General features: G+C 71.4%; 9 protein-coding genes. 6 read left to right on the forward strand and 3 right to left on the reverse strand.

What is annotated here, in order from left to right:
- The first annotated feature begins 692 nt into the window (after window positions 1-692).
- A complete protein-coding gene (locus tag ACIGQF_RS03235; RefSeq protein WP_361567594.1) occupies window positions 693-1,142 on the forward strand; it encodes a PTS glucose transporter subunit IIA in 450 nt (149 codons plus the stop codon).
- A 106-nt stretch (window positions 1,143-1,248) separates the two neighbouring features.
- Window positions 1,249-2,919, forward strand: coding sequence for a phosphoenolpyruvate--protein phosphotransferase (ptsP, locus tag ACIGQF_RS03240; RefSeq protein WP_362219302.1), 1,671 nt, complete (start codon window positions 1,249-1,251; stop codon window positions 2,917-2,919).
- Between the two features lie 97 nt (window positions 2,920-3,016).
- Here ptsP and ACIGQF_RS03245 read toward each other — a convergent pair whose 3' ends face one another.
- Together ACIGQF_RS03245 and ACIGQF_RS03250 are read right to left on the reverse strand one after the other, a co-directional pair.
- On the reverse strand, window positions 3,017-4,012 hold the full coding sequence (locus ACIGQF_RS03245; protein WP_399704813.1) for a hypothetical protein: 996 nt from the start codon (window positions 4,010-4,012) through the stop codon (window positions 3,017-3,019).
- Window positions 4,013-4,190: 178 nt separating this feature from the next.
- A complete protein-coding gene (locus ACIGQF_RS03250) occupies window positions 4,191-6,200 on the reverse strand; it encodes an acetoacetate--CoA ligase (protein ID WP_399704816.1) in 2,010 nt (669 codons plus the stop codon).
- 342 nt (window positions 6,201-6,542) lie between these two features.
- On the opposite strand from ACIGQF_RS03250, the gene ACIGQF_RS03255 reads away from it, so the two are divergent.
- The 4 genes from ACIGQF_RS03255 (at window position 6,543) to ACIGQF_RS03270 (ending at window position 11,474) form a co-directional block, all read left to right on the forward strand.
- Window positions 6,543-9,053, forward strand: a complete 2,511-nt coding sequence (locus ACIGQF_RS03255; RefSeq protein WP_399704819.1) for a glycoside hydrolase family 31 protein — start codon at window positions 6,543-6,545, stop codon at window positions 9,051-9,053.
- Between the two features lie 37 nt (window positions 9,054-9,090).
- Window positions 9,091-10,140 (forward strand): methyltransferase, encoded by a 1,050-nt coding sequence (locus ACIGQF_RS03260; protein ID WP_399704822.1) that lies wholly within the window; start codon window positions 9,091-9,093, stop codon window positions 10,138-10,140.
- Window positions 10,141-10,230: 90 nt separating this feature from the next.
- Window positions 10,231-11,091, forward strand: a complete 861-nt coding sequence (locus ACIGQF_RS03265; RefSeq protein WP_399704825.1) for a M15 family metallopeptidase — start codon at window positions 10,231-10,233, stop codon at window positions 11,089-11,091.
- A 32-nt stretch (window positions 11,092-11,123) separates the two neighbouring features.
- Complete coding sequence (locus ACIGQF_RS03270) at window positions 11,124-11,474, forward strand: Mpo1-like protein (RefSeq protein WP_399704828.1); 351 nt, start codon at window positions 11,124-11,126, stop codon at window positions 11,472-11,474.
- Window positions 11,475-11,544: 70 nt separating this feature from the next.
- On the opposite strand, the gene ACIGQF_RS03275 is transcribed toward ACIGQF_RS03270, so the two are convergent.
- A complete protein-coding gene (locus tag ACIGQF_RS03275) occupies window positions 11,545-12,357 on the reverse strand; it encodes an ABC transporter permease (RefSeq protein WP_399704831.1) in 813 nt (270 codons plus the stop codon).
- Between the last annotated feature and the right edge of the window lie 12 nt (window positions 12,358-12,369).

Here is a 12,369-nt window from a genome sequence, read left to right on the forward strand (position 1 = left end):
GTGTTAAGCACGCCGCCAGCGTTCGTCCTGAGCCAGGATCAAACTCTCCGTGAATGTTTACCGGTAATCCGGTGAAACACACACGAGAGCGGAACAGGTCGGAGGAATAGTCCAACCCGTTCACAGCGTCCTCGCTGTGTGTGCCTGCGCCGGACCATGCCGGGCAGGACTTTCAAAGGAACCTCGTCCCAGCGAATGCTGGAGACGGGGTATCAACATATCTGGCGTTGACTTTTGGCACGCTGTTGAGTTCTCAAGGAACGGACGCTTCCTTTGGTCCCGTTTCACCGGGCCCTCCGGGCGCTTCCCTTCGGTGTTTCACACTCTATCAGGTCTTTTCCGTCTTCCGAACCGCGTCCCTTTCCGCATTCAATGCGCACATCACAAGAAGCGATGCAGGCATGCAGAAATGATCGAGATTCTCGGATCAAGACTGATGGGGTGCTGCTCCCTTCGCGGGCCGCAGTGATTGCGTCCTCGTTCCGGGGCAGGAGTAAGACAGTACAGGTGGGGTTGGGGCGAGGCAAATCGGGGGAAGGTCGCCGTCCAGCCGCACCCCTTCACACGCATGATCGCGCCTCCCGTCTGTCGTGCGGAGCGTCCACTTCTTATGACTTACGCTCTGACCGGTGCGCCGTCCGGGACAGGTAGTGACGGCGACCTGATAGATCTCCACCCCTGGGAGGCTTCCCATGACCACCGTGACGTCCCCGCTCGCCGGACGCGCCATCGGGCTCAGCGCAGTTCCTGACCCCGTCTTCTCCGGCGCGATGGTGGGTCCCGGTACCGCGATCGACCCGGCCCGCGAGCCTTCCGTGGCGCTCGCGCCCGTGGACGGCGTCGTTGTTTCTCTGCACCCGCACGCGTTCGTCGTCGTCGACGGCGAAGGGCACGGCGTGCTGACGCACCTGGGCATCGACACCGTTCAGCTCAATGGCGAGGGCTTCGAGCTGCTCGTCAACAAGGGGGACAACGTGACGCGCGGCCAAGGCGTCGTCCGCTGGGACCCGGCCGCCGTCGAGGAGGCCGGCAAGTCGCCGGTCTGCCCCGTCGTCGCTCTTGAGGCCACCGCCGACGCGCTCGGTGACGTGCGCGAGGACGGCGACGTGAAGGCCGGGGACCAGCTCTTCAGCTGGCAGTGACGCCGACGCCGTTCCTACACCGGTACCGGAACGCGGTACGCAGGAACGGCACGTACGACATTCAACGCGGCGGCACCGGCCGTCGCATCACACGGAGACGGGTGCAATGGAGACAACGCTGCGAGGCGTCGGCGTGAGCCACGGTGTCGCCATAGGCGAGGTGCGGCACATGGGGACGGCGGTGCTGGAGCCGCCGGCCAAGCAGATCCCCGCCGAGGAAGCGGAGCGCGAGCAGGGGCGCGCCCGCCAGGCCGTGGAAGCCGTGGCCGCCGACCTGATCGCCCGCGGCAACCTCGCGGGCGGCGAGGCGCAGGCGGTGCTGGAGGCCCAGGCCATGATGGCCCAGGACCCCGAGCTGATGGCCGACGTCGACCGCCGGATCGCCGTGGGCAGCACGGCCGAGCGCGGCGTGTACGACGCCTTCGCCGCGTACCGGGCGCTGCTCGCCGGTGCCGGGGAGTACCTGGCGGGCCGGGTCGCGGACCTGGACGACGTACGGAACCGGATCGTCGCGCGGCTGCTGGGCGTGCCCATGCCGGGTGTGCCGGACAGCGACGAGCCGTACGTGCTGATCGCGCGGGACCTGGCGCCGGCCGACACCGCGCTGCTGGACCCGTCGCTGGTGCTCGGCTTTGTCACCGAGGAGGGCGGGCCGACCAGCCACAGCGCGATCCTCGCGCGGGCGCTGGGCGTGCCGGCCGTCGTCGCGCTGCCGGGCGCGCACGAGTTGGTCGAGGGCACGGTCGTCGCGGTGGACGGCTCCACCGGGGAGATTTTCGTCAACCCGAGCGACGAGAAGCGCGCGGAGATGGAGCGGGCGGCCGAGGAGCGGAAGGCCGCGCTGGCCGCCGCCACGGGTCCGGGGGCGACGTCGGACGGGCACAAGGTGCCACTGCTGGCGAACGTCGGCGGTCCGGCGGACGTGCCGGCGGCGGTGGAGGCCGGGGCCGAGGGCGTCGGGCTGTTCCGTACCGAGTTCCTGTTCCTCGACGACAGCAAGAACGCGCCGTCGGAGGAGAAGCAGGTCGAGGCGTACCGCCAGGTGCTGGAGGCCTTCCCCGAGGGCCGGGTGGTCGTGCGCGTGCTGGACGCGGGCGCGGACAAGCCGCTGGACTTCCTGACGCCGGCGGACGAGCCGAACCCTGCGCTGGGCGTGCGGGGTCTGCGTACCCTGCTCGACCACCCCGATGTGCTGCGGACCCAGCTCACCGCGCTGGCGAAGGCGGCGGAGGGGCTGCCGGTCTACCTCGAGGTCATGGCGCCGATGGTGGCGGACCGTACGGACGCCAAGGCGTTCGCCGACGCGTGCCGAGAGGCGGGGCTGCAGGCGAAGTTCGGTGCGATGGTGGAGATTCCGTCCGCCGCGCTCCGGGCGCGTTCGATCCTGCAGGAGGTGGAGTTCCTGTCGCTGGGCACGAACGACCTGGCGCAGTACACCTTCGCGGCCGACCGTCAGGTCGGTGCGGTGTCACGTCTGCAGGACCCGTGGCAGCCCGCGCTGCTCGACCTGGTGGCGACGTCGGCCGAGGCCGCCAAGGCCGAGGGGAAGAGCTGTGGTGTGTGCGGCGAGGCGGCTTCCGACCCGCTGCTCGCGTGTGTGCTGACGGGGCTCGGCGTCACCAGCCTTTCCATGGGTGCGGCGTCGCTTCCTTACGTGCGCGCGACGCTGGCGAAGCACACGCTGGCGCAGTGCGAGCGTGCCGCGTCGGCGGCGCGTGCGGCGGACACTGCCGAGGAGGCGCGTCTGGCGGCGCAGGCGGTGCTCTCCGGCGAGTGACCGCAGTGTCTTCAGCGGCCTAGTGCCGTGGTCTTGATGGCCGTCCCGCCCTGGTGGCGGGGCGGCCATCTGCTTTTAGGTCGTGTTTGCCCCTCCCCTACGTGTTCCCGCAGTGCTCGTGGGCGTAGGCGGGTGCGGGCAGGGCGATGCCGGAGAGGTAGTCGACGCCTGGTTCGGGTGAGAGGGGGTCGCCTGTCCTGGCATCCGTGCAGTACGCGGAGAAGACCTCGGCCGCGGTGAGGGCGGTGAGCCAGTTGCCGCGGAGGGACCAGCCGCGGACCTCGTCGCCGTGCTGGTCGTCGAGGGTGCGGGAGATGACGCCGCCGGGGCCGCGGAGGGTGATGCCGGCGGCGAGGACGGTGCAGAAGATCAGGGCTTCCGCTTCGGCGAGGTGCAGGCGGCCGTCGGGGAGCGCCGTGGCGTGTACGGCCGCGAGGAGCGGGCCGCTGTCGTTCGCGGTGACGCTGCAGACGAGGTGGTGTCTGCCGGGTCCGAGGGCGTCGAGGAGTCGGAGCATGGCCTGAGAGGCGTGTTCGAAGGCGTCGTGTGCGGTGTCGCCGTCGCAGGTGGGGCAGCGCCCGGCGGTCGAGAGGAGGGCGCCGGCCCGGTCCCAGGTGTCCTGGCGGGCGGCTTCGTCGAGGAGGGCGGGCAGGGTGTCGGTGAGCGGTCGGCCGCTGTACGGGACGGTGGCGCCGGCGGCCGCGACCTCGGTGGTGTAGCGGGCGCGGCTCTCCGGCCGGTCGGGGTCGAGTCCGGTGTCGCTGCAGTAGGTGGCGTATTCGCCGGGGTCGAAGAGGGTGAGGGTCGTGTGCCGGCCCTGGGCGTTGCGGGTGCGGAGGAGGCCGTCGAGTCGGCGGAGGTAGCCGGTGTGGTCCTGGCCGGTGAAGGGGAAGGTGCGGTAGCGGCTCATGGCCGCGAGGTCCTCGGGCGTCGGCAGGACGGCGAGGATGCCGGGGATTTCGCGGGCCAGTCGTCGTGGAGCCGCGGCGGTCCTGCGGCGGGCGCGGGTCGCGGGGCCGCGGGCGCGACGGGTGTGACGTCGTTTGCCGCCGTGGCGGTCGGTGGTCTGGATACGGCGTGCGGTCCTGGCCATGGTTTCCCCCTTGATGTCGCTGGTGAGCGAGCGCGGGCCGGCCGGCGGGCCGGTCCGCGCTCAGGAGTCGTCGTCGCCGATGACTCATTGCTCACTGAGCGTAAGTGAGGGGTCTGACAATGGCCGTTGCGAGCCGCCGGAATCGGCTGTGAGCAGGACTTTCCGGCGGCTCGGGTGATCACTGTGCGCGGTCGGCGGCGATCCGCTCGTAGAACCGGAGGAGTTCGAGGTTGTCGACCGAGCCGGGGTTGACCGCCTTTTCGAGCGGGGTGCCCTGGAGGAGGCGCTTGACGGGTACTTCGATTCGCTTGCCGGTGAGCGTGTGCGGCACTCCGGGGGCTTCGATGATGTCGTCGGGGACGTGGCGTGGCGAGAGCTGGGTGCGGATGGTCTGCTTGATGCGGCCCCGCAGGTCGTCGTCGAGGGTGGCGCCCTCGACGAGGTGCACGAAGAGGGGCATCCAGTAGCCGCCGTCGGGGAGTTCGAGGCCGATGACGAGGGATTCGCGGATTTCGGGGAGGCGTTCGACGGCCTCGTAGATGTCGGCGGAGCCCATGCGGACGCCCTGGCGGTTCAGGGTGGAGTCGGAGCGGCCGTGGATGACGACGGTGCCGCGTGCGGTGAGGGTGATCCAGTCGCCGTGCCGCCAGGTGCCGGGGTACATCTCGAAGTAGCTGTCCCGGTAGCGGCTGCCGTCGGGGTCGTTCCAGAAGCGGAGCGGCATGGAGGGCAGCGGGTTGGTGACGACGAGTTCGCCGACCTCGTCGGTGAGCGGCTTGCCCTGCGGGTCCCAGGCCTGGAGGTCGGTGCCGAGGCAAGGTGCCTGGAGTTCACCGATGTGGACCGGGAGGGTGGGCACGGCGCCGGCGAAGCAGCTGCAGACGTCGGTGCCGCCACTGACGGAGGCGATCCAGAGGTCTTCGGCGACTTCGTCGTGGAGCCAGCGGAAGCCGTCCGGGGGCAGCGGGGAGCCGGTGGTGGCGACGCATTTGACGCGGGAGAGGTCGTAGTCGCGTCCGGGGTGGACGCCGGCCTTGGCGCAGGCCATGACGTAGGCGGCGGAGGTGCCGAAGAGGGTGGCGCCGGTGCGTTCGGCGATCCGCCACTGTGCGCCGGTGTCGGGGAAGCCGGGGCTGCCGTCGTAGAGGACGATCGTGGAGCCCACGAGGAGGCCGGCGGCGAGGAAGTTCCACATCATCCAGCCGGTGGATGTGTACCAGAAGAAGCGGTCGCCGGGGCCGAGGTCGCAGTGGAGTCCGGCCTGCTTGAGGTGTTCGAGGAGGATGCCGCCCTGAGACTGGACGATGGCCTTGGGGAGGCCGGTGGTGCCGGAGGAGTACAGCACCCACAGGGGGTGGTCGAACGGCACCTGTTCGAAGACCGGCTCTTCGTCACGGGAGACGACGTCGTCCCAGTGCAGCGCGCCCTCGGGGGCCTCGGTGCCGAGCAGGGGGATGTGCACGACGGCGGTGAGGCTGGGCAGTTCGGCGCGCAGTTCGGAGACGGTGGCGCGGCGGTCGTGTTCCTTGCCGCCGTAGCGGTAGCCGTCGACGGTGAACAGGACGACCGGTTCGACCTGCTGGAAGCGGTCCAGGACGCTGCGGGCGCCGAAGTCGGGGGCGCAGGAGGTCCAGACGGCGCCGACGGCGGCGGAGGCCAGGAGGGCGACGACGGCCTGCGGGACGTTGGGGACGTAGCCGCTGACGCGGTCGCCGGGGCGGACGCCGAGGTGGCGGAGTTCGGCGGCGAGCGAGCCGACCTGGGCGCGCAGCTCGGCCCAGGTGACGGGGGTGGGTTCGTGGCTCTCGTCGACGTGCAGGAGGGCGGGTTCGGCGGCCCTGGCGGGGTCCTCGCCGGCGCGCAGGGCGTGCTCGGCGTAGTTGAGGGTGGAGCCGGGGAACCAGCGGGCGCCGGGCATGGTGGCGTCGGCCAGCACGGTGTCGTAGGGGGTGCTGAAGCGGACGTCGAACCATTCGGCGGTGGCGCGCCAGAAGGTGCTCAGCTCGTCGACGGACCAGCGGTGCAGGGCGGCGTAGCTCGCGACGGGGTCGCCCTGTGTTGCTGCGGGCGCGCCGTAATGAGTAGCGGCCCATTCCTGGAAGCGGGTGACCTGTGCTCCGGCGATACGGTCCGCGCCGGGCTGCCACAGGGGCTCCGGGTGGGTTGCGGGCTGCGGTGCGGTGGTCATCATGCGGCTCCCGGGCTGTACACGGCTGGTGTGCCGGTCCGTGCGCCGCGGTGGGCGGTGCCGCCGGTCGTCCTCGTCCGGTGGCGCCCGACGCGTCCGTAGGGGTGCGCAGGACACGACTGCTCAGGACGATGCCATGTGATCGTCTTCGGCACCAGGGTGGACGCCCCACATTCGGGGGGAATGGTGTGTGTGGCGCGGACACAAGGTGAGCGGCGCGTCCCGCGGTGGCCCCCAGGGTCCGGAGTGTGGTGTCTCTTTTGCGGACACAGCAGGTCAACGCAGGTGAACGGAAGCTGAACGATGCTTTCACCATGGTGCGCTGATGGCAGGCTGAGCGATATGGACGGGCGGGATCTGGTGCGGTCGGCACGGACGGTCAGGGCAGTGGGCACCTCACAGGGGTGGTTGTCGGTGCGGTCGGCGTTGCGGCGGAGGCGGGCCGATGCGGCGGGGCTGCCGCGACGGGGCAGAGAGCGGGCGCGGGTTCCGGGTACGGCGGTGGGGGCGGAGCCGCAGCCGGGCGGCGGGGTGGTGCGGTTCGCGCGGTCCTCGCTGCGGATCAGGGTGACGGCGGGCGGCGCGGTGTTCTGCGGCTGGGACGGTGCGGCGCCGGAGCCTTCGTACGCGCTGATGGGGGCCGGCCCGGAGGCGGACGGCCGGGCGGAGCTGGAGCCCGACACCGAGGGCGGCTGGCGTGTGGTGTCGGAGCGGGTGACGGTCGCGGTGTCGCGGTTCGGCGCGGTGGAGATCCGTACGCCGGGTGGTGTGGTGCTGCGACGGGAGTCGCCGCCCCGGTGGTGGGACGTGGTGCCGGAGGCGGGCCACAAGGACGGTACGGCGCAGGAGAGCCTCTCGGGGCAGGAGGCGCTGTCCGGGGGCGACGCCGCCTCGGAGGCTGTGCGGGCCGGGTCGTGCGGTGGTGAGTCGCGGTGGATGCAGCGCTCCGAGGTGGCGGCGGACGCGCGGTTCTTCGGGCTGGGCGGCCGGGCGAGCGGGCCGCGGCTGCGGGACGGCACGTACCGGCTGTGGAACACCGACCCCGGGGGCGCGTTCGGGCCCGGTGATGATCCGCTGTCGCTGACGATGCCGGTGCAGCTGGTCGTCGCGGATGCCGGTACGCACCTGGTGTTCCATGACAACTCGTGGGACGGACGGGTCTCGCTGCAGGAGGGTGAGGAGGGCAGGGGCTCCGGGCACGACCGGGCCGGCTCGTGCGAGATCCGGATGGACGGCGGTCCGCTGCGCTACTGGGTGCTGACGGGTACGCCTGCCCGTGTGCTGCACGGCTGGGCGTCTCTTACGGGGGCGCCGGCGTTGCCGCCCCGCTGGGCCCTCGGACATCAGCACGCCCGCTTCGGTTTCGGTGATGCGGCGGAGGTGCGGCGGGTGGCTGCCGGTTACCGGACGCACGACGTGCCGCTGTCGGCTCTCCATCTGGACATCGATCATCTCGACGGCCATCGGGTGTTCACGGTGGACCGTCACCGCTTCCCCGATCTGCCGGGACTCGCCTCCGAGCTGCGTCAGGAGGGCGTGCGGCTGGTGTCGATCGTGGGCCCCGGGGTGAAGGCGGAACCGGGGAACGCGGTGTACGAGAGCGGGGCGGCCGCCGACGCGTTCGTGCGGGAGGCGCGTGGGCGCGAGGTGCGGGGCGTGGTGTGGCCGGGTGAGGCGGTCTTTCCCGACTTCACGGACGCCCGGGTGCGCAAGTGGTGGGGCGGGCTGTATGCGGAGCGGCTGGCCCAGGGGTTCGCGGGCGTGTGGCACGACATGAACGAGCCGTCGTCGTTCGTCGCGTTCGGGGAGCCGACGCTGCCCCGGTCGGCGCGGCACGCCATGGAGGGCCGGGGTGGGGACCACCGGGAGGCGCACAACGTCTACGGCCTGGCGATGGCGCGCGCGGGTTATGAGGGGCTGTGCGAGCTGCGCCCCGAGGAGCGCCCGTTCCTGTTCTCGCGCTCCGGGTGGGCGGGGATGCAGCGCTACGGGGGTACGTGGTCGGGGGATGTGGCGACCGGGTGGCCTGGGTTGCGGGCTTCCCTGTCGCTGGTGCTGGGCCTGGGGCTGTGCGGCGTCCCGTACAGCGGTCCGGACATCGGGGGCTATTCGGAGGTGCCGTCGGCCGAGCTGTATGTGCGGTGGTTCCAGCTGGGGGCGTATCTGCCGCTGTTCCGTACGCACTGCGCGCACGATGCGGGGCGCCGGGAACCGTGGGAGTTCGGGGACGAGGTGCTGGCGCACGCCCGTGCGGCGGCCCTTGAGCGCGAACGGCTGCTTCCGTATGTGCACACGCTGGGTCAGTTGGCACGGCTGGCCGGTGCGCCCTACGTGCGTCCGCTGTGGTGGAACTCGCCGCGCGACCGGGCGCTGCGTGACTGCGAGGACGCGTTCCTGCTCGGGGACGCGCTGCTGGTGGCACCGGTGCTGGAGGAGGGCGCGCGACGGCGGTCCGTACGCCTGCCGCGGGGGCGGTGGTACGACACGGCGACGGGGCGTGCGTACGAAGGGCCCGGGCGGGTGGTGGTCGATGCGCCGCTGTCGCGGATTCCGGTGCTGGCCCGGGCAGGCGCTGTACTGCCGGTGGCAGGCGCGGACGGCGACGTGGAGCTGGAGGTCTGGGCGCCGGCTCCGGGGCGCAAGGGCGGCGGGCTGGTCGTGCCGGATTCCGGGGACGGCTGGGAGCGTCCGGACGTTGAACGGGTGGAATCGCAGTGGGAGTCGGGGCGCGTGGTGGTGAGCCGGCCGGACGGCGAGCCGTTGGGCTACCGGGTACGGGTGCGCGGAGGCGGCTCCGAGGCGGAGTCGGGTGAAGCCGGACCCGAGGCACAGGGGGGACGGGACAAGGCATGACGTGGGGCGCGGCAGTGACGGACGAACGGAGACGATGATGGGGGAAGCGGTTTCGGAGCATCTCGGGGACGCCTCCGGCATGCCGGTCGCGGACGCGTCCGGTAGCGCCGGGGAGCTGGCGGACCTGGTGACGCCGATGGCCGTACGGACCGCGGCGACGATGCGGCTCGCGGACCGCGTCGCCGACGGCATACGGACGACGGCCGCGCTCGCCGATGCCACGGGCAGCGATCCGGGCGCGCTGGAGCAGCTTCTGCGCCACTTGGTCTCCGTCGGGCTGTTCCGGCAGGCCGGTGACGCCGCGTCCGGGTACGAGCTCACCGTCGCGGGCGAGGAGTTGCGGGACGGCCACCCGGGCGGGCTGCGGCGGAGGCTGGACACCGGTACGGCGATCGGGCGGGCGGACCTCGCGTTCGTCGAGCTGGCGCACTCGGTGCGGACCGGTGCTGCGGCGTTCCCGGTGCGGTACGGGCAGGGCTTCTGGGCCGACCTGCGGGCGGATCCGGCGCGGACGGCGGACTACGACGCGCAGATGGCGGTGGACGTGACCGCGTGGGCCGAGGCCGTCCTACCGGTGTACGACTGGGCAGCGCTCGGCCGGCTGGTGGACGTCGGCGGCGGCAACGGCACGATGCTTGCCGCGCTGCTGAGGGCTCATCCCGGGTTGCGGGGCACGGTGTTCGACCAGCCGGAGACGGTGCGAGCAGCACGGGCCACCCTCGCGGCGGCCGGTGTCGCGGACCGTGGGGACACGGTGAGCGGCGACTTCTTCGGGGAACTGCCGTCCCGTGCGGGCGGCTATCTGCTGTGTGCGGTGCTGCACGACTGGGACGACGAGTCGGCGGTGGCGATCCTGAGGAGCTGTGCGCGGGCGGCCGGCCGTACGGGCAAGGTCCTGGTGGTGGAGAAGTTCGGCACGGGCGGGGAAGCGGTCAGCACGGCGATGGACCTGCGGATGCTGGTGTACTTCGGTGGCCGCGAGCGCGGTGTCACGGACCTGACGGCGCTGGCGGCGCGGGCCGGGCTGGAGGTGAGTGGCGTCCGTCCGGCGGGGCGGCTGGCGGTCGTGGAGCTGACGGTGGCCTGACCGGCACCGGTCCGGAGGCGGTCCGGCGGCGGCGCTCGGGCCCGCGTGGTGGTCTTCCGTCGGCCGGGGCGGGCCTGGTAGACGAGGGGCATGCCAAGACTTGCTGCCGCGCTGCGCGGCCTCGCCGTCTCCGCCGCCACCCTGGTCTCCGTCGCCGCGCTGCCCTCGGAGGCGCAGGCCCAGCAGCCGCAGGGAACGCCGTCCTCCGGCTCGGCCGCAGCGGCCGAGAGGGCCAGGGATCCGAAGGCCCCGAAGGAGTTCGTGGCGCTGCGCGACGTGGACCCGACGATCCGGCAGGAGATCCGGTACTTCACACCGCACAACTTCATGGGCGTGCCCGTCACCGGCTACAAGAAGCCGATGTGTCTCCTCACCCGGGACGCGGCGAAGGCGCTGCACCGGGCGCAGGTGTCGTTCCTCAAGAAGGGCTACACCCTGAAGGTGTACGACTGCTACCGGCCGCAGCGAGCGGTGAACCACTTCGTGGAGTGGGCAAAGGACCTGGACGACCAGCGTATGAAGGGTGAGTTCTATCCCCAGGTCGACAAGTCGACGCTCTTCGAGGACGGGTACATCGCCGAGAAGTCCGGGCACAGCCGCGGCAGCACGGTCGACCTGACGCTGGCGAAGCTGCCCGCGCTACCCACCCGCCCGTACGTGCCCGGTGAGCCGCTGCACCCGTGCTACGGCCCGCAGGACGAGCGGTTCCCCGACAACTCGCTCGACATGGGAACGGGGTTCGACTGCTTCGACCCCCTGGCGCACACCCTCGATCCGCGCATCAAGGGTGAGCAGCGGAAGAACCGCCTGCTGCTCAAAACGGGGCTGGAGAAGGCCGGCTTCGTGAACTACGAGAACGAGTGGTGGCACTACACCTTCCAGCCGGAGACGTTCCCCGACACGTACTTCGACTTCCCCATCACCCGGAAGTCGCTCGCCGGACGTCACTGACAGCCGGTGCGGACCGGCGCTACCGTGCGCGCATGACGACACGGGAGTTCAGCAGCTACGAGGAGTTCTGGCCGTACTACGTCGCGATGCACTCGAAGGCCGCGACCCGGTGGGTGCACCTGACGGGCACGCTCACCGGGCTCGCGGTCTCGGCGTACGGGCTGATACGGCGGCGCCGGAAGCTGCTGCTCGGGCTGCCGCTGATCGGATACGGAACGGCCTGGCCCGCGCACTTCCTCATCGAGGGCAACAACCCGGCCACCTTCGGGCACCCGGCGTGGTCGCTGCGTGGTGACGCGCAGATGATCCGCATGATGCTGGCGGGGCGGGACGCCGAGCTGGACGAGACCGCTCGCAAGTGGCTCGCGGAGAACGCGGAGTAGAGCGGAGTAGACCGCAAGGAGGCCGCTCCCCCGCCCATTTCACCGTCCGCTCGTCGGTCCGCCGGGGCGCTCACAGCCGGCCGCCGGCCGAGTCCGACGAGAGCCGCTGGGCCACGTACACCGGGATTACCGACAGGGCGATGAGCAGGGCGGCGACGACATTGATGACCGGAGCCTGATTTGGGCGGGCCAGGTTCTCGTAGATCCAGATGGGCAGTGTCTTCGTCCCCGGCCCGGCGGTGAACGTGGTGACCACGATCTCGTCGAAGGACAGGGCGAAGGCGAGCAGGGCGCCCGCGAAGAGGGCCGACCGCAGCGCGGGCAGCGTGACGTGGCGGAAGGTCTGGGCGGGGCGGGCGCCCAGGTCGGCGGAGGCCTCGGCGAGCGAGGGCGCGATGCGGCGCAGCCGGGCGGCGACGTTGTTGAAGACGATGACGACGCAGAAGGTCGTATGGCCGACGATCACGGTGAACAGGCCGAATCCGATGCCGAGCGGGTCCAGAACGGTACGGAACGCAGCGTTGAGCGCGATGCCGGTGACGATGCCGGGCAGCGCGATGGGGAGCACGACCAGGAACGAGACCGTCTGCCGGCCGAAGAAGCGGTGCCGGTGCACGGCGAAGGCGGCGAGTACGCCGAGGACCAGGGCGATGGCGGTGGCGGCGAGGCCGGCCCGAAGCGACGTCCACAAGGCGTCCCGCACACCCTGACTGTGTACGGCACGTACCCACCACTCGCCGGTCAGCCCGCTGGGCGGCCAGGCGAAGGAGCGGTCGGCGTTGAAGGAATTGAGGACGACCAGAAGCAGCGGCACGTGGACGATCGCCAGCCCCGCGGCCATGAGCACGCCGAGCACGAGCCGGGCGGTGCGGGTCAGATGCACCTCACGTCCTCC

Source organism: Streptomyces sp. NPDC053560, from assembly GCF_044544605.1.
In the GTDB taxonomy this organism is placed as follows: domain Bacteria; phylum Actinomycetota; class Actinomycetes; order Streptomycetales; family Streptomycetaceae; genus Streptomyces.